We start from the raw sequence: 16846 nt of genomic DNA on the forward strand, positions 1-16846 counted from the left end.
CCACCTCCACAAGCCACACCGCATGCCCTCCGCCATCGAACTCGCCCAAGGCGATGCCCGCCTGATCGAAGCGATCCGGCGCAGCCGCCGCCTCATCGGTCGCAAGGCGATGCTCGCGGCGGCCGCCAGCGCCGTGCCGCTGCCCGGCATCGACTGGGCGGCAGACGCCGCGCTGCTGTCGCGGCTGGTGCCGCAGATCAGCGCCGAGTTCGGTCTGTCGCCGATTCAGATCGATCGCTTGTCACCCCATTGGCAGGAGCGTATCCAGCAGGCCATCGGCACGGTCGGTGCCCTGCTCGTCGGGCGCATGGTGACGCGCGACCTGCTCATCGCCCTGGCCAGGCACGCCGGGCTGCGTCTGACCGCCAAGCAGGCCACGAAATACGTGCCCTTCGCCGGCCAGGCCGTCTCGGCCATGCTCGGCTACGCCGCCTTGCGGGCGTTGGGCGAGCATCACATCAAGGACTGCGTCAAGGTCGCCGTGGCCGCCCAGCATCTGCTGGCGGCTCCGAAATCCCCGTCGGCTGACACCAAGGGAACTGAACGGAAACTGAACCCGTGATACGCTGTTGCGACAAGTTGTGAATCCAATCCATCGCAATGGCAGCGACGGAATATTTATCAAGCTCAACAGCAGAGACATCCGATGAACAACACAGAGCTTGCCGCATCGATCGACCGCCTCATGGCCCATGTCGACTATTACCTCCACTGTGAGCTCGACGAGGAGTACGACCACGACCAGCCGAATTCGGCGCGTTTTCAGCTCCAACATGCCATCAAGCAGGAACTGCTGCGGGCCAGTGCGATCGGCATCGTGACGTCCCTCACCGGTTCCGGCATCGCCGCCGTTGCAAACATTGACGATTTCTCGGCTTGAATCACAGGATTGACAGGACTCGCGCTAGAACTTGATGGCTTTAGGAATTCTCCCAGAGACGCCTTGGTAGCATGCTGCGCCTAACCCAGGCTTTTTCGCTCCGGGTTTTTGTCAATTAGCATTGACGCTGCTCAGCCCAATGGATGACGCGGCCACGCCGGAAGTCGGGCTTGGGGCAGCCATTGGTCTGACGCTGAGGTACGTGGGCTGGCTGGATCCGACCTTCAACCCGATCGATGCTCCCAGACAAACCGACAAGCGATGCACATGGCTGGCGAATCGTCTTCAATCCCGCAGGAAAGTACCGCATGTCATGTGCGGTGCACAAGCGATCTTGCGGTAACCGTGCGGTTGCGCGGCCTCTCGGATCACGATCGCTCACCAAACCAAGCCGGTGTGACGTGAGCCCAGATGGGGCTGAGGCGGCGAATGGAAGCAAAGTCTGCGCCGACTTTATTTCAACTACCGTGTTGGACGGCCACGAACTTGCGTCATCGCCATTCCGGCACCGGGGCACAAGCACGACGCGACGAAGTGCAAGAACGTCATGCAGTCGGTTGACTTCTGATTGCCTGAAGCTGGAAGAACGTGACGCGCACGACATGGCTTGACCCGCGCATCCGCAACCGCTCGATGGCGTAGCGCGCAGGCAGGCTGGCAGGTTTCAGTGGTCTGTCGCCTACAGGGCGTCCTGTACCGTGATGCACATTGCTTCGGTACCAACCCAAATGGGCCCGCTGATGCGCATGCCCGGGCCACTGGGCAACTGGCGGCTTTGCCACCAAGCACGCAGCGCGAGACGCAAAATGCGCAACTCCGCTGCTGACTTGGTGGCGCACCACCAAACGGCCGCACGCTGATCAAACCAAAGTCATCTACAGTCCTCTTCAACAAGGGCAATCGGGGCATGAAAATCGCGAGAATGGGCATTCTGCGTTCGGGTCAAGAAGCAAGGCCGTTGACAGAACCCTCAAGAACGATGATCTACCAATGCATCTTCATCAATGCCGACCACCTTACATGTGACGATGGAGGAAAGATTAAAACGCCACCTGTCCCAAGGGAACTTGGGAGGAACACACCGTACGCGATCGTGTGCGACATGCTCCTAGTCCTGCCGACACCGAGCCTTCTTTGCATCCAATTCAAAATACTTTGGCTTGTGCTTCTAACGATTTTTTTCAGTGCAACACGATGGAACTTAACCCAGTCAATGTCAAAAGCGGGATTATTCAGTGCAAACTACATGCTGCACGATCCCTCATTGAAATTCCGGTGTTTGCTTGTTGGAATACAAGTCAACAAAACACTTCAATGTACGCTGGCAGCGGCAACCGATCACATTATTTCCCACATCCTAACGAGGGTTCTAGGCGATCGGTATCCGGGTTAAAAGTAATTTTTCGGCTCGCTGTCCGCAACTACAGAGCGATGAATTTTTATCGTTCAGACGGTATAACTTGTACTCTCTCAAAAACCAATCAAATGCCATTGATAGAAAAATTCAAGAAAATAGTTTCTCGGATTCACTGATCAAAAAATAATGGTCATTATCTCGAGAATCCATAACATTTGCAACGGGTCATTGTCATGACGTTGGGCAGTGCGTTGAAAAAATCTTAGATTTCCACACCAATGCCGTCTCACACGCATTGAAATATTTATAGATCCTAATTATTTTAAAATGAAAATTGTTTTACTTTCTTATGCTTTCTCACCAGGCGTCGGAGGCATCGAAACTGTCAGCAAACTGCTTGTCAACGGATTCCGTGCGCGTGGCCATGAAGTGACTGTCGTAACTCACACGCTGACGGCACCGAACAGCCCTGAGTCGGAAAAGCATGTGTTGCGTCGCCCCTCGGCATTGAAACTTCTCGCTGCATTGCGATGGTCAGACGCCGTTGTCCAATCAAACGTGAGCATTGGTTTGGCATGGCCTTTGAAACTTGGATTAGTTAAACGACCTTGGATAGTCGTCAACCATACTCCCATCAGTCGGCCGAGTGGTGAGCGCACGTGGCGTGATCATCTCAAAATGGCAAGTCTTGCTCGGGCGCATGTTTACGCCGTTTCGGAATATCTTCGCGGTGTGACATTGAAGAGTTCTCGAATAATGCGTAATCCCTATGACAACACAGCGTTTTACAGTGGGCCTGCTTCAAACATTGCAGCCAGGGATGGTGAACTGCTGTTCGTAGGACGTGTCGTACGCGCGAAGGGTCTCGACATACTGATAGAAGCGTTGTATTTGCTCAAGCAACGTGGCAAACGCTTTCGTCTGTCGATTGCCGGCGATGGCGACGAGCGCTCGACGCTGGAAGCGCGTGTCATCCAACTTGGAATGTCCGACCAAGTCGAATGGCTGGGTATTGTCAAGGGAAAGCAGCTAGGCGATGTCATGCGCCGACATGTGGTGGTGGTTTTACCGTCCAGGCCGGAACCGCCAGAAGCTCTTCCTTTGGTGCCGATCGAGTCGATAGCATGCGGTTGTCTTGTGATCGCGAGTCGGCAAGGTGGTCTGCCGGAGTCCGTCGGACCATGCGGACTTCTTGTAAAACCAGAAGATCCTGCGGCGCTGGCCGACGCCATCGTCGAATTGCTCATGTCACCAGAGATGCAGTATCGTTTTTTGGACGCAGCGCCTGGTCACCTCAGACCTTTCCATCCGGATGCCGTCATTGGAGATTATGAAGCAGCAATTCAGGACGCAGCGCGCTGAGCTATTCAAAACATGCGGAGATAGCCAGATACAACGGAAATTTCGCTTAGGAGTACGGCGACATGTCGCATTAAACTGACCTGATGCGCAACGACATTGAGATTTACAATTTCACCGGGCTTACGATCCGGCGATCGGTAAATCTTCAAAAATCCAGTTTCAAAGCCAAAAATTTAATTTCTAAAATCATTGCACCCAGTGACGACCTTGCCGTAGACGCCGGAACTGCTTCTAATTGAGATGGATTTGCAGCAATATTTTTCAACTGCTCATCATGGAAGTTAAAAGCAATCGAATCCAGTCGTATCACATCAACCATGAACCGAACTCGATCTCGCATGCGGCAAAAATTCGGATTTTTGCGCTGTACAGAGTTTTCAGACCACAAAATGTCCAAATTATCGGACTAAAAGAAGTTCGAGATCGAGCCGATTGAGCTGGCTGAGTCGATGGTAGATCACGATGCGATGCAGCGGTCGCTTACCAGCGACCATCGTGGGTGACTGAAAACGTCGTCGACACGTGCGCATTGCCAGAGCGCATGCATTATCCCGATGCCGGAGTATTGAGTTAATTAAGCACTGAACGCTGGAGCGACAGTCATTCACCGCGAGGTATCTTATCGATTGCGGACGACCTCATTTCGCATCGCATTGCGTGCGCAAGGCCATGCGTGACTGCTGGAGAGGAATGTCATGGCCTCTATCGTCGGCGATTTCACCCGCCCTGTCGCAAGGCCTACTTCTGCGCTGCCCATTCAGCCGGTTGTATCCAGCCCGTCAAATCGCTGCATCGACAGCAGAAAACTAATGCAAGCAAGAGCCATGGCATCTCCTGCATTACAAAGAGTAAACAATAGCTTGAATTTTCGAGGCAAGCGAGCGAACTAAGGGGCGTGGCACTCGCTGGTCGAAGCTCAATTGATGAATAGTGGAAGTTCTGAGACCGCGGGCACCCGAAATGGTCATCGTCTTTATCGCCCCTATCAAGAAAGCAAGCAGCCTTGTTACTGCGTAACCTACCTTGCATTCAAACAATCCAAAATCGATACCGGAAAGCTTTGCGATTACAACCGTACAAGAAAATCTGGGCCCCTGATTTTACTGGGGATGTTTGGTGGGACGTGCGGGGGTCGAACCCACGACAAACGGATTAAAAGTCCGCTGCTCTACCAACTGAGCTAACGTCCCGTGAATCACCCCGAGAGGTCATCCAACTAACTTGGTGCTGCCGAACTGGAGTGCGGCGAAGCCTGCGATTATAGCGTGTTCTTGGACGCAATCCGCTCGATCACCCATCCGGCAGCACATTGTCCAAACGTCGCCGTCACGCTGACGACCGAACCGTAGCCACTGCAGTTGAGGGTACCGTCTCCCTCGACGGCACAGGACGTGTCGGGTGCCGCGACGCTTTCGCGACTGAAGACGCAGGCCACCTGCATCTTCTTGCCATCCCGGGGTGCGCCATGCAGTTTGCGCAGGCGTTGGCGCAATTGAGCCAGCAGCGGATCGTGCGTCGCCACGGAGATGTCCTCGATCTCCACCCGGTGGGCGTGCCGCTTACCACCCGCCGCGCCGACGGTGATGAAAGCCGGCACCCGGGACTCGCGCGCCCACCGGCTCATCGCGAGCTTGGCTTTCAATTGATCGCATGCATCGATCACGCCGTCGATCGGACCGAGCGCCTCCTCGGCCGTGCGCCGCAACGTCGACCAGTTCTCCTCGTCCACGAAATCGTCGATCGCGAACACACGGCACGCCGGGTTGATGCCACCGATGCGCGCTCGCATCGCTTCGACCTTGGATTGCCCGAGCGTGGATTCCAACGCATGGATCTGGCGATTGATGTTGGACTCGGCGATGTGGTCGAGATCGACGAGCGTCAGACGCTCCACACCGCAGCGCGCCAACGCCTCGACGCTCCACGATCCCACTCCGCCGATGCCCACCACCATGACATGGGCCCTTCGGATGGCGGCTGCGCCCGTGACGCCGTAGAGACGTTCGAGTCCGCCGAAGCGACGCGCGGTCGGCCCGGTCGAGGCATCGGCCGGCTGCACCACCGTCACCGTCGGCCTGTCCACGCGCTCCTTGCCAGCCAGGACACTCATGCCGGGCTCATGCTCACTTGAGCCGCGACAGGCGCTCGCGGCCGGCCTGGGCCGCCTCGGACTGCGGGTAGGCCTTGGTCAGGTCTTCCAGCGTCCGGCGGGCCGCACGCATGTCCTTCAGTTCGATCTGGCAATTGGCGATCGACAGGACGGCTTCGGGCGCCTTGGCGTGATCCGGCGCCAACGACAGCATCGAGCGGAAATTGGCGATCGCCTCGTTGTAATTGCGCGTGGCGTACTGGGCATTGCCCAGCCAGAACAGGGCGGATGCGTTGTAGCCGCTCTGGGGATAGCGCTTCACGAAATCGGCGAAGGCGGTCTGGGCCTGGGCGAACTGACCGGAACGGAACACGCCCAGGGCCGCATCGAACTCGGCCTTCTCTCGCGGATCCGCGGTGAATTCGCGGCCGTCGACCGTGATCTTCGACGGTTCGGTCTTGCGCAGACGTTCGTCGACGTCGGTCTGGCGTTGCTGCACTTCGGACACCGAACGCGTGAGCTGCTCGTTCTGACCGGTCATGCGCGCCATGTCGCCTCGCATCGCCTCGATCTGCGTCTGCAGGTCGAGAAGGCTGCGTCGCAACTGCGCGTTCTCGTCGGTCAGACGCTGCTCGGTCTGGACCCGCTGCGCCTCGACGCGCTGGCGCAGGTCGAGGATGGCGCGGCGCGCCTCGTCGTCCTCGAACAGCGCGGCGTTCGCGCCCAGCGAGGCACAGCACAGCGCGGCGGCAAGCGCCCCGCGCTTCAGGCGGCTGAGGGAACTGCCGTACATCATCAGCGGTAGGAGATCTCGGCGCGCCGGTTCTGAGCCCAGGACGGCTCGCCGTCGCCCGTGACGGCAGGCTTCTCCTTGCCGAAGCTCACCGCCTCGATCTGCGCGTCGTTCACGCCCAGCAGGGTCAGTGCGCGACGCACGGCTTCGGAGCGCTTCTGACCGAGGGCCAGGTTGTACTCGCGTCCGCCACGGTCGTCGGTGTGCCCTTCGATGGACACGCGACGCTGCGAGCTGGCTTTCAGGAAGCGCGCATGACCGTCGATCAGCGACTGGAACTCGGGCTTCACGGCGTAGCTGTCGTAATCGAAATACACGATGCGCGCCACGCCAACCGGACCCGCCGCGTTCTGTGCGTTGGGATCGATGGTGACCGGCGACACGCCACTGGCCGCACCGCCCCCACTGGCACCGCCGCTGCCCTGCCCGGCCATGCCGCCGCGATCGACCACCGGCGTGTCGTTGAGCTTCGTGCCCGACGAGCAACCGGCGATGAGGGCCACGATGGCCAGCGAATAGATCGTACGTTTCAACATTTCTTCGAACTCCTCTTATGAATCATTGCTTCTGGAACGGACCCCAGTCCGGTTCGCGGATGTCACCGGCCTGTCCGGCCAGCCGTGCCTTGATCTTGCCGTCCAGCGTGGTGGTCATCAGGGCCTCGCGACCCTGGAGTTGCGTGGCATAGACGATCAGCTTGCTGTTGGGCGCGAAACTCGGATTCTCGTCGGCGCTCGTCTCGGTGATCGCGGTGACGTTGCCCGTCGCCAATTCCATCACATGGAGCTTGAAGGCACCGCCGACCCGCGAGATGTAGGCCAACCACCGCCCGTCGCCGCTGATGGAGGGTGAGATGTTGTAAGTGCCGCTGAATGTCACGCGCGTGGGCGTGCCCCCGCCGTTGCCCATCTTGTAGATCTGCGGCGCGCCGCCGCGATCGCTGACGAAATAGATGGTGCCGCCATCGGCGGAGAAGACCGGCTCCGTGTCGATGCTGTTGCTTTGCGTCAGGCGCCGGGGCTCGCCGCCGGCCGCCGGAATCGTGTAGAGCTGCGAACCGCCGTCGCGGCTGAGGGTGACGGCCAGCGAGGCGCCATCGGGCGCCCAGGCCGGCGCGCTGTTGGAACCCCTGAAGTTGGCCAGCAGCCGACGCTGGCCGCTCGACACGCTGTGCACGTAGACCACCGGCTTGCGCGACTCGAACGACACGTAGGCGAGTTGGCCGCCATTGGAGGACCACACGGGCGAGATGATGGGTTCGGGGCTCGCAAGCGCGGCCTGGGAGTTCTCGCCGTCCGCATCTGCCACCCACAGGTTGTAGCGCCCGCCGTTCTTGGTGACGTAGGCGATGCGGGTGGAGAAGATGCCCTTTTCGCCCGTCAGCTTTTCGTAGACGTAATCGGCGATCCGATGCGACGCCAGGCGCAGATCGCCTTGCGGGACGGTGTAGCTTTGCCCCCCCAGGTCCTGACCGCGGACCACGTCCCAGAGCCGGAAGCGTACGTCGTAGCGGCCGTCGGCCAGTCGGTTGACGCTGCCCACCACGAGCGAGTCGGCGGTGCGCTGGCGCCACAGCGTCAGGTCGGGGCGGGAGGATTCGTCGAGCGATTGGCCCGAGGCGTCGACGCCCCGGAACTGGCCGCTGCGCTCGAGGTCGGCCTGCACGATGGTGGAGATCTTCTGCGGCGACGCGTCCTGACCCTTGAAGGGCGCCAGGGCGATCGGCAGCTGCGTCAGCCCGACGCCCGAGACTTCCACCCGGAACTGGGCGAACGCGGGAACCAGGGGAGATGCGGCCATGGCGGCGACAAGGCCGCGACGGGCGAGAAGCGATGAAGAAAGGGTGCGGGAGGGATCGGGCAGCGGCTTGTTCATGCGGTTCGGAGAGGTTTCCGGCAACAAAGTTTCGCCGGTCGGAAGCAGGCGACATGGTACACATCGGCGATGGCGCCGACGGGGCGCCATGGCGTCCCGGCCAGCGTCGGGGCGCGGCCGGGCGCCCGGGAAAGGCGCCTTTAGAATCCGCCGCCATGCCTCCCATCCCCCCTGGCGACGCCGCGCGGCCTCCCCTGACCCGCCGCCTCGCCCGCCTGATGACCTGGTTCGCGGGTTCCCGGCGCTGGTGGGCACTGGCGCTGGGCGCCGCCCTGCTGGCGGCCGTCACCGAGCCGCTGATGCCCGCGCTCCTCAAACCCCTGCTCGACCGCGGCTTCACCCGCGGCCAGTTGGCCCTCTGGATGGTGCCAGCGGCCATCGTCGGGCTGTTCGCCGTGCGCGGGCTGGCCCAGTTCGTGTCGCAGTACGCCCTGGCGCGCATCGCCAACGAAGGCATGCAGCGGCTGCGCCGGGTGCTGTTCCAGCGGCTGCTGGCGGCGGAACTCTCGCTGTTCTCCAGGCAGTCGGCCAGCGCCCTGTCCAACACGGTCGTCTACGAGGTGCAGACCGGCTCGATGCTGCTGGTGCAGGCCCTGCTCGGGCTGTCGCGCGACGGCTTCACGCTGTTGGCCCTGCTGGGCTACCTGATCTACCTGAACTGGAAGCTGACGCTCATCGTCGGCCTGCTGGTGCCCGGCGTGGCCTGGATCATGAAGGTGCTCTCCAAGCGCCTCTACCACCTCACGCGCCTGGGCCAGACCGCCACGGACGACCTGGCCTACGTCGTGGAGGAGAACGTCCTGGCGCATCGCGTGGTGCGCCTGCACGGCGCTGAAGCCGCCCAGGCCGAACGCTTCGAGCAGCTCAGTCGCATGCTCAACCGCCTGGCCGTCAAGTCCACCATCGCTTCGGCCGCGATGACACCACTGACGCAACTGCTGGCGGCCGTCGCGCTGTCGGTGGTGGTGATGATCGCGCTGTGGCAGAGCAGCGAGCAGGGCCTGACGGTGGGCGGCTTCGTCGCCTACATCACGGCGATGCTGATGCTCATCGCGCCGATCCGCCGGCTCGCGGACATGGCCAACCCGATCACGCGTGGCCTCGCGGCGCTGGAGCGCGGGCTGGCGTTGATCGACGACGTGCCCTCGGAAGCCGGCGGCGCGTTCGCGCTGGCGCGCGCCACGGGCCGGATCGAGCTGCGCGACGTGCGGGTGCGCTATCGCGGCGAGGACGAGGGTCACGCGCTCGACGGCATCAGCCTGGAGATCGCGCCGGGCGAGGTCGTGGCGTTCGTCGGCCCGTCCGGCTCGGGCAAGAGCACGCTGGTCAACCTGCTGCCGCGCTTCGTGCTGCCGAGCGGCGGCGAAGTGCGGCTCGACGGCCACGCGCTGGCGGACTGGCGGCTGGCGAGCCTGCGCGCCCAGTTCGCGATGGTCAGCCAGGACGTGGTGATGCTCAACGACACCCTGGCGGCGAACGTCGCGCTGGGCGCGGCCGTCGAGCGCGACCGCGTCGCGCACTGCATCGCCGCGGCCAACCTGGCCGATCACGTGGCCGGCCTGCCGCAGGGCATCGACACGGTGCTCGGCCACAACGCGACGCAGCTCTCGGGCGGCCAGCGCCAGCGCCTGGCCATCGCCCGCGCGCTCTACAAGGACGCCCCGGTGCTGCTGCTCGACGAGGCCACCTCGGCGCTGGACACCGGCTCGGAACGACTGGTGCAGGAGGCCTTGCAGCGCCTGATGCAGGGTCGCACGACGCTGATCGTCGCGCACCGCCTGAGCACCATCCAGCACGCCGACCGCATCGTGGTGATGGAACGCGGTCGCATCGCCGAGCAGGGCTCACACGCCCAGCTCATGGCGCTCGACGGGCTCTATGCGCGACTGCAGAACAACGCCGTGCGCGGTACGCCGCCCGGACAGGCACCCACGCTGTAAACGTCAGCGAAAGCCGCGGAAAGCCGTGAAACGCCGTGGAACGGGCTTCGCCCGGCCACTGGCGTTGCCCCCGGAAGGGGGTGGGCGCTGCGACACGAAGTGCGCAAGCCTGGGGGCGAATCAAAGAAGCACGATGTCGAACTGCCCCTGCCCCATCGCCGGCTCGGACTGCAGCGAGATCGGCTTGCCGATGAAATCGCTCAGGCCGGCGAGGTGCTGGCTCTCCTCGTCGAGCAGCAGCTCGATCACCTGGGGCGCCGCGACGATGCGGAACTCGCGCGGCGTGAACTGCCGCGCCTCGCGCAGGATCTCGCGCATCACGTCGTAGGCGGCGCTGCGCGCGGTCTTCACGATGCCCTGCCCGCCACAGGCGACGCAGGGCTCGCACAGCATGTGGGCGAGCGATTCGCGCGTGCGCTTGCGCGTCATCTCGACCAGCCCGAGCGGCGAGAACCCGCCGGCGCTGGTCTTCACGCGGTCGCGCGCGAGCTGCTTCCTGAACTCGGCCAGCACCTGCTCGCGGTGGTGTTCGCGCGACATGTCGATGAAGTCGACGATCACGATGCCGCCCAGGTTGCGCAGCCGCAGCTGCCGCGCGATGGCCTGCGCGGCCTCCAGGTTGGTCTTGAAGATGGTGTCGTCGAAATTGCGCGCGCCGACGAAGCCGCCGGTGTTGACGTCGATGGTCGTCAGCGCCTCGGTCTGGTCGACGACGAGATAGCCTCCCGACTTCAGATCGACGCGGCGTCCGAGCGCCTTCACGATCTCCTCGTCGATCGAACAGAGGTCGAAGATCGGCCGTTCGCCCTTGTAGAGCTGCAGTCGCGCCACCGCCTGCGGCATGAATTCCCTGCCGAAGGCACTCAGCGCATCGAACTGCTCGCGCGAATCGATGCGGATGCTCTGCGTCTCCTCGGTGGTCAGGTCCCGCAGCACGCGCTGCAGCAGGCTCAGGTCCTGGTGCAGCAGCGACACGGGCGGCAGCCGCATGGCCCGGTCCCGGATGCGCGACCAGGTCTTGCGCAGGTAGGCGATGTCCTCGGCGAGTTCGGCATCGGAGGCGTCCTCGCCGTTGGTGCGCAGGATGAAACCGCCGGTGGGTCCCGGCGGTGCCCCGGCGGCCTCCGCCGCCGCGGCCGCGTCGATGAGCCCCTGCAGCCGCGCGCGCAGGGCGTCGCGCAGATCGCCGGGGATCTTCTGGGACACCCCGATGTGATTGTCCTGTGGCAGGAACACCAGCAGCCGCCCGGCGATGCTGATCTGCGTGGACAGCCGCGCGCCCTTCGTGCCGATCGGGTCCTTGATCACCTGGACCAGCAGGGCCTGGCCCTCGAAGACCTGTTTCTCGATCGGCACCACTGTGGTCGCCTGGCCGCGATGGTCGCGCTCCGGCGCCTGCGTCGAGGGTCGCGAGCCCGGCGTGAACGGCGCGACGATGTCGGCCACGTGCAGGAACGCGGTGCGCTCCAGGCCGATGTCGATGAAGGCCGACTGCATCCCGGGCAGCACGCGCGAGACCTTGCCCAGGTAGACGTTGCCGACCAGCCCGCGCTCCAGCGTGCGCTCGACATGCAGCTCCTGCACCGCGCCGTGTTCGACCAGCGCGACGCGCGTTTCCTGGGGCGACCAGTTGATCAGGATGTCTTGCATGGCGTGCGCGCGTGGGCGGTCAGGTCGTGAAACCGGCCTGCCGTAGCAGCCGCGCGGTCTCGTGGAGGGGCAGTCCCATGATGCCCGAATGGGAGCCGGCGATGTGCTCGACGAAGGCGCCGGCGCGGCCCTGGATGGCGTAGGCACCGGCCTTGCCCATCGGTTCGCCGCTGGCGGCATAGGCGTCGACCTCGGCGTCCGCGAGCATGGCGAAGCGCACGCGCGAGACCTGGAGCGCCGCGTGGCGCTGCGTCCCGTGCTGCAGCGCCACGGCGGTGAGCACGCGGTGCATGGTGCCCGACAGGCGCCCCAGCATGCGTCGCGCATCCGCCTCGTCCGCCGGCTTGCCGAGGATGGTGCGACCGAGCGCGACGGTGGTGTCGGCGCACAGGATCGGCGCAGCGTCCAGACCCTGGCGCCGGTGGCGCTGGACCGCCGCATCGAGCTTGAGCGCCGTCACGCGCTGCACGTAGGCGCCCGGCGACTCCCCGGGCCGCACGGCTTCGAGCGCTTCCGCGTCCTCGTCGGGTCCGGCCGGCAGCAGCCGGTGGCGCACGCCGATCTGATCGAGCAGTTGCGCGCGGCGCGGGCTCTGCGAGGCGAGGTAGATGAAGGGCTGGGGGGTCATGGTGGTCGCGGCGCGCGCATCGTGCGTGGCCGCGTCCCGCGGCGGACCGGCACGCGCGGTCCCGCTCATTCGCGGTGGTAGGGGTGGCCGGCGTTGACCGACCAGGCGCGGTAGAGCTGCTCGACCAGCAGCACCCGCGCCATCGCATGCGGCAATGTCAGGTCCGACAGGCGGATGCGCTCGTGCGCGGCGGCCTTGAAGGCCGGGTCGAGCCCGTCGGGGCCGCCGATGACGAGGGCGACGTCGTCGCCCTCGCCCTGCCACGCCTGCAGTCGCGCGGCCAGGGCCTTGGTAGTGAGCGCGGTGCCGCGCTCGTCCAGCGCCACGATGCGCATGTTGCGGCCGATGGCGCCTTCGATGCGCTCTCGCTCGGCGGCGTAAAGGGTGTCGAGTGTCTTGGAGCCGCGCGGCTCGGTCTTGACGGCACGCAGTTCCAGCTTGAGTTCGGGCGGAAAGCGTTTCGCGTAGTCGTCCCAGGCGGTCTGCGCCCAGTCGGGCATGCGCTGCCCGACCGCGACCACCAAGAGCTTCATGGGTTGCGCGGTGCGGTCTTGCGGGCGGGTGCCTTGCGCGGCGCGGCCGTACCGGTCGAGGCCTTGCCGGCCGGGGCCTTGCGGGCGACGGGCTTGCCGATGACCTTGACCGGGATCTTGGCGGGGGCGGCCGCCTTGGCGGTGCGCTTGGCCGGAGCCGGAGCGACGGACTTGTCGGCCACGGCAGCGGCCGGCGTGGTCGCGGCGCGTTTGCGGGCGGGCGCCGTCCCGCCGGCGGGGACCGCCGTCGTGCGCTTGCGCGCCGCAGCCGCAGCCGGGGCCGGCGCCGCGCCCGAGGCGGCCGCCGTCTTGCGCGCAGCGGTCTTTCGCGCCGCCGGTTTGGCACGCTCGGCCTTCTCGGCCTTGGCGAGCTGCTCGGCCTCGCGGATGGCCGTCTTGGCGGCGCTGGCGCGGCGCAGCGTCTTGGCGGCGGCGGGCTGCTTCTTCTCGGCCGCCGCGCCCTCGGCACTGGCGGTGGCCGGCTTGGCGGCCCCCAGCTTCAGTCGCACGGGTTTGTCGCCCCAGATCTCCTCGAGGTGGTAGTACTGGCGGATCGCCGGCTGCATGATGTGCGCGACCGCAGCGCCGCAGTCCACGATGATCCACTCGCCGTTGTCCTCGCCCTCCATGCGTGGCTTGGGAAATCCCGCCTCGCGCACGGCGTCGCGCACGCTGGCGGCGAGCGCCTTGGTCTGGCGGTTGGAGGTGCCCGAGGCCACGATCACCCGCTCGAACAGCGGCGACAGGTGCTCGGTGTCGAAAACCTGGATGTCCTGCGCCTTGACGTCTTCGAGCCCGTCGATGATGGCTCGCTGGAGCTTGTGGGTGTCTTTCTTGGCGGCGGCTTCAGTGGTCATCAGGCGGGGGGGGCGTAGAGGTGGTGTTGGTCAATATAGCGTTCAACCGCTGGCGGAACCAGACCGGTGATGCGCTGGTGTCGCGCCAGGCGGGCTCGGATGTCGGTGGCGCTCGTGGCCACCGGCGGGAGTTCGAGGAACTCGAAGCGGGCGCCGGCAGGCAGGCCGGGCAGCGTCGCAGGATCGAAACGCGAAGCGGGCCGGGTGAATGAGCCTGCCGGCTCGGCCGCGACGACGGAGGGGGCGGATTCTAGTCGTTCGGCGACGCACACGACGGCCGCCGAGACAATCTCCCGCCATCCATGCCATCCCGGCAGCGCGCGGGCTTGGTCGCTGCCCATGATCAGCACCAGTTCGGCGCCGGGCTGCTCCGCCTGCAGCTGCTGCAGCGTGTCGAGCGTGTAGGTCGGGCCTTCGCGCAGCGTCTCGCGCGGATCGACGACGGTGCCGGGTACGTCGCGAAACGCCAGTTCGGCCATAGCGATGCGGTGCGCGGCGGCGCTCAGGACGCGGGCCTTGTGCCATGGGTGGCCGGTCGGGAAGATGCGCAGCTCGTCGAGGCCGCGTTGCGCCATGGCCGCCCGCGCCAGCGCGACATGGGTGATGTGCGGCGGGTCGAACGCGCCGCCGAAGACGCCCACCCGAGCCCGGGTCATGCCCATTCGCGCCGCACGATGAAGTCGCTGTAGAGCGTGGCCTCGGGCGTGCCGGGCGCCGGGACACTGCGGTACGACCAGCTCGCCAGTGGCGGCATCGACAGCAGGATCGACTCGGTGCGGCCGCCGGACTGCAGGCCGAAATGCGTGCCCCGGTCCCACACGAGATTGAATTCCACGTAGCGGCCGCGCCGGTAGAGCTGGAAGCCGCGCTCGCGCTCGCCATAGGGCAGGTCGCGGCGGCGCTCGACGATCGGCAGGTAGGCCGGCAGCAGCGCGTCGCCGACGGCGCGCAGCATGGCGAAGCTGTCGTCGAAGCCCAGCTCCGAGAAATCATCGAAGAACACGCCACCGACGCCGCGCTGCTCGTTGCGGTGCCGCAGGAAGAAGTACTCGTCGCACCAGGCCTTGAAGCGCGGGTACTTGTCCTCGCCGAAGGGCGCCAGCGCGTCGCGGCAGGTGCGGTGGAAGTGCGCGGCGTCCTCCTCGAAGCCGTAGATCGGCGTCAGGTCGAGGCCACCGCCGAACCAGCACACGGGCGGCCCCTCGGTGGGCAGCGCCGCGAGCATCCGCACGTTCATGTGCACGATCGGCACGTACGGATTGCGCGGATGGAAGACGAGCGACACGCCCATCGCCTCGAAGGGCGCGCCGGCCAGTTCGGGGCGATGCTGCGTCGCCGAGGGCGGCAGCCGGGGGCCGCGCACCTGCGAGAAGCCGCAGCCGGCGCGCTCGAACAGCGCGCCGCCTTCGAGGATGCAGGTCAGGCCGCGCCCCTGCAGCGGCTCGCCGGGCGCCTTCTCCCAAACGTCGCGCACGGCATGCGTGCCGTCGGCCGCCTCGATGGCGCCGACGATGCGCTGCTGCAGGCCGCCCAGGTAATCGCCGACCGCCGCCGGATCGGCCCGCATCAGCCGTTGCCGCGGGCCTGGAGCGCGCGGTGCCCGATGTCCCGGCGGTACTGAACGCCGTCGAACTGGATGCGCGCGGCGACTTCGTAGGCGCGCTGTTGCGCCAGGCGGACGTTGTCGGCGAGCACGGTGACGCACAGCACGCGTCCGCCGCTGGTCCTGAGTTCGCCATCGGTCAGCGTGGTGCCGGCATGGAAGACGACGGCATCGGGCGACTCGGGCGGCAGGTTGCGGATGACGTCGCCCTTGCGCGGCGCCTCCGGGTAGCCGTGTGCGGCGAGGACCACGCCCAGGGCGACGCGGCGGTCCCACTCCAGGTCGACGGTGTCGAGCGTGCCGTCGGTGGCGTGCCAGAACAGCTCGAACAGGTCGGACTTCAGCCGCATCATGATCGGCTGGGTCTCGGGGTCTCCCATGCGGCAGTTGAACTCGAGCGTCTTGGGGTGACCGGTGGCGTCGATCATCAGGCCCGCGTAGAGGAAGCCGGTGAACGGGATGCCGTCCTTCTCCATGCCGCGCACGGTCGGCAGGATGATCTCGCGCATGGCACGGGCGTGGACTTCGGCGGTCACCACCGGCGCGGGCGAGTAGGCGCCCATCCCGCCGGTGTTGGGACCCTGGTCGCCGGCGAGCAGGCGCTTGTGGTCCTGGCTGGTGGCGAGCGCGGTGACGTTGCGCCCGTCGCACAGCACGATGAAGCTGGCTTCCTCGCCCTGCAGGAATTCCTCGATGACGACGCGCGGCACGGCCTGGCCGTCGGCGCCGGCGTTGTGCGAGACGCCGAACTTGTTGTCCACCAGCATGAAGTCGATCGCCTCGTGCGCCTCCTGCAGCGTCGTGGCGACGACCACGCCCTTGCCGGCGGCCAGGCCGTCGGCCTTGACGACGATCGGCACGCCCCTGGCGTCGACGTAGGCGTGGGCGGCGTCGGCGTCGGTGAAGGCCTCGTACTCGGCCGTCGGAATCCTGTGGCGCTTCATGAACGCCTTGGAGAAGGCCTTGGAACTCTCCAGTTGCGCCGCCGCCTTGGTCGGGCCGAAGACGCGCAGGCCATGGGCACGGAACTCGTCGACCACGCCGGCGGCCAGCGGGGCCTCGGGGCCGACCACGGTCAGCACGATCTTTTCCTTCTGGGCCCACTCGCGCAGCGCGACGACATCGGTGATGTCGACGTTCTCGAAGCGCCGGTCCAGCGCGGTACCGCCATTGCCCGGCGCCAGATAGAGACGCGACACGCGCTGGGATTGCGACAGCCGCCAGGCCAGCGCATGTTCGCGGCCGCCGCCGCCGATCACGAGGACTTTCATGGATGGCT

The 16846-nt window shown here is 65.2% G+C and carries 16 protein-coding genes and 1 tRNA gene; 4 read left to right on the plus strand and 13 right to left on the minus strand.

Annotated elements, in window-relative coordinates; all coding sequences use genetic code 11:
* Nucleotides 1-22 precede the first annotated feature (22 nt).
* The 3 genes from NF681_12030 (at nt 23) to NF681_12040 (ending at nt 3599) form a co-directional block, all read left to right on the plus strand.
* On the plus strand, nt 23-562 hold the full coding sequence (locus NF681_12030) for a hypothetical protein (protein ID UST53066.1): 540 nt from the start codon (nt 23-25) through the stop codon (nt 560-562).
* Nucleotides 563-646: 84 nt separating this feature from the next.
* Nucleotides 647-880 (plus strand): hypothetical protein, encoded by a 234-nt coding sequence (locus NF681_12035; protein ID UST53067.1) that lies wholly within the window; start codon nt 647-649, stop codon nt 878-880.
* A gap of 1684 nt (nt 881-2564) precedes the next feature.
* The gene (locus tag NF681_12040; protein UST53068.1) at nt 2565-3599 is read left to right on the plus strand and encodes a glycosyltransferase family 4 protein; all 1035 of its coding nucleotides are present in this window, start codon (nt 2565-2567) and stop codon (nt 3597-3599) included.
* Nucleotides 3600-3744: 145 nt separating this feature from the next.
* On the opposite strand, the gene NF681_12045 is transcribed toward NF681_12040, so the two are convergent.
* From NF681_12045 to tolB, 6 genes are all read right to left on the minus strand, one after another.
* A complete protein-coding gene (locus tag NF681_12045) occupies nt 3745-3918 on the minus strand; it encodes a hypothetical protein (protein ID UST53069.1) in 174 nt (57 codons plus the stop codon).
* Between the two features lie 795 nt (nt 3919-4713).
* Nucleotides 4714-4789, minus strand: a tRNA-Lys gene (locus tag NF681_12050).
* Between the two features lie 68 nt (nt 4790-4857).
* The gene (locus NF681_12055; protein UST53070.1) at nt 4858-5709 is read right to left on the minus strand and encodes a tRNA threonylcarbamoyladenosine dehydratase; all 852 of its coding nucleotides are present in this window, start codon (nt 5707-5709) and stop codon (nt 4858-4860) included.
* A gap of 13 nt (nt 5710-5722) precedes the next feature.
* Complete coding sequence (gene ybgF / locus NF681_12060) at nt 5723-6481, minus strand: tol-pal system protein YbgF (protein UST53071.1); 759 nt, start codon at nt 6479-6481, stop codon at nt 5723-5725.
* Nucleotides 6482-6483: 2 nt separating this feature from the next.
* Entirely contained in the window at nt 6484-7017 is a 534-nt protein-coding gene (pal, locus tag NF681_12065) for a peptidoglycan-associated lipoprotein Pal (GenBank protein UST53072.1), read from the minus strand.
* 22 nt (nt 7018-7039) lie between these two features.
* On the minus strand, nt 7040-8281 hold the full coding sequence (gene tolB, locus NF681_12070; GenBank protein ID UST53073.1) for a Tol-Pal system beta propeller repeat protein TolB: 1242 nt from the start codon (nt 8279-8281) through the stop codon (nt 7040-7042).
* A 293-nt stretch (nt 8282-8574) separates the two neighbouring features.
* On the opposite strand from tolB, the gene msbA reads away from it, so the two are divergent.
* Nucleotides 8575-10296, plus strand: coding sequence for a lipid A export permease/ATP-binding protein MsbA (gene msbA / locus NF681_12075; GenBank protein UST55754.1), 1722 nt, complete (start codon nt 8575-8577; stop codon nt 10294-10296).
* 120 nt (nt 10297-10416) lie between these two features.
* On the opposite strand, the gene rng is transcribed toward msbA, so the two are convergent.
* The 7 genes from rng to purD all read right to left on the minus strand — a co-directional run bounded on the left by rng (nt 10417) and on the right by purD (nt 16838).
* Nucleotides 10417-11946, minus strand: coding sequence for a ribonuclease G (rng, locus tag NF681_12080; GenBank protein ID UST53074.1), 1530 nt, complete (start codon nt 11944-11946; stop codon nt 10417-10419).
* A 19-nt stretch (nt 11947-11965) separates the two neighbouring features.
* Nucleotides 11966-12574, minus strand: coding sequence for a Maf family nucleotide pyrophosphatase (locus tag NF681_12085; protein ID UST53075.1), 609 nt, complete (start codon nt 12572-12574; stop codon nt 11966-11968).
* Nucleotides 12575-12639: 65 nt separating this feature from the next.
* Complete coding sequence (gene rlmH / locus NF681_12090) at nt 12640-13107, minus strand: 23S rRNA (pseudouridine(1915)-N(3))-methyltransferase RlmH (protein UST53076.1); 468 nt, start codon at nt 13105-13107, stop codon at nt 12640-12642.
* Nucleotides 13104-13964 carry a ribosome silencing factor gene (gene rsfS, locus NF681_12095; protein ID UST53077.1) on the minus strand — a complete coding sequence of 287 codons (861 nt, stop codon included), beginning with the start codon at nt 13962-13964 and terminating at the stop codon, nt 13104-13106. Before rsfS ends, rlmH begins: the two co-directional genes overlap by 4 nt.
* Nucleotides 13964-14620 (minus strand): nicotinate (nicotinamide) nucleotide adenylyltransferase, encoded by a 657-nt coding sequence (gene nadD, locus NF681_12100; GenBank protein ID UST53078.1) that lies wholly within the window; start codon nt 14618-14620, stop codon nt 13964-13966. Before nadD ends, rsfS begins: the two co-directional genes overlap by 1 nt.
* On the minus strand, nt 14617-15534 hold the full coding sequence (hemF, locus tag NF681_12105; GenBank protein UST55755.1) for an oxygen-dependent coproporphyrinogen oxidase: 918 nt from the start codon (nt 15532-15534) through the stop codon (nt 14617-14619). Before hemF ends, nadD begins: the two co-directional genes overlap by 4 nt.
* Nucleotides 15531-16838, minus strand: coding sequence for a phosphoribosylamine--glycine ligase (gene purD, locus NF681_12110; GenBank protein ID UST53079.1), 1308 nt, complete (start codon nt 16836-16838; stop codon nt 15531-15533). Before purD ends, hemF begins: the two co-directional genes overlap by 4 nt.
* Between the last annotated feature and the right edge of the window lie 8 nt (nt 16839-16846).

This window comes from Comamonadaceae bacterium OTU4NAUVB1 (genome assembly GCA_024372625.1).
Taxonomy (GTDB): Bacteria; Pseudomonadota; Gammaproteobacteria; order Burkholderiales; family Burkholderiaceae_C; genus Variovorax.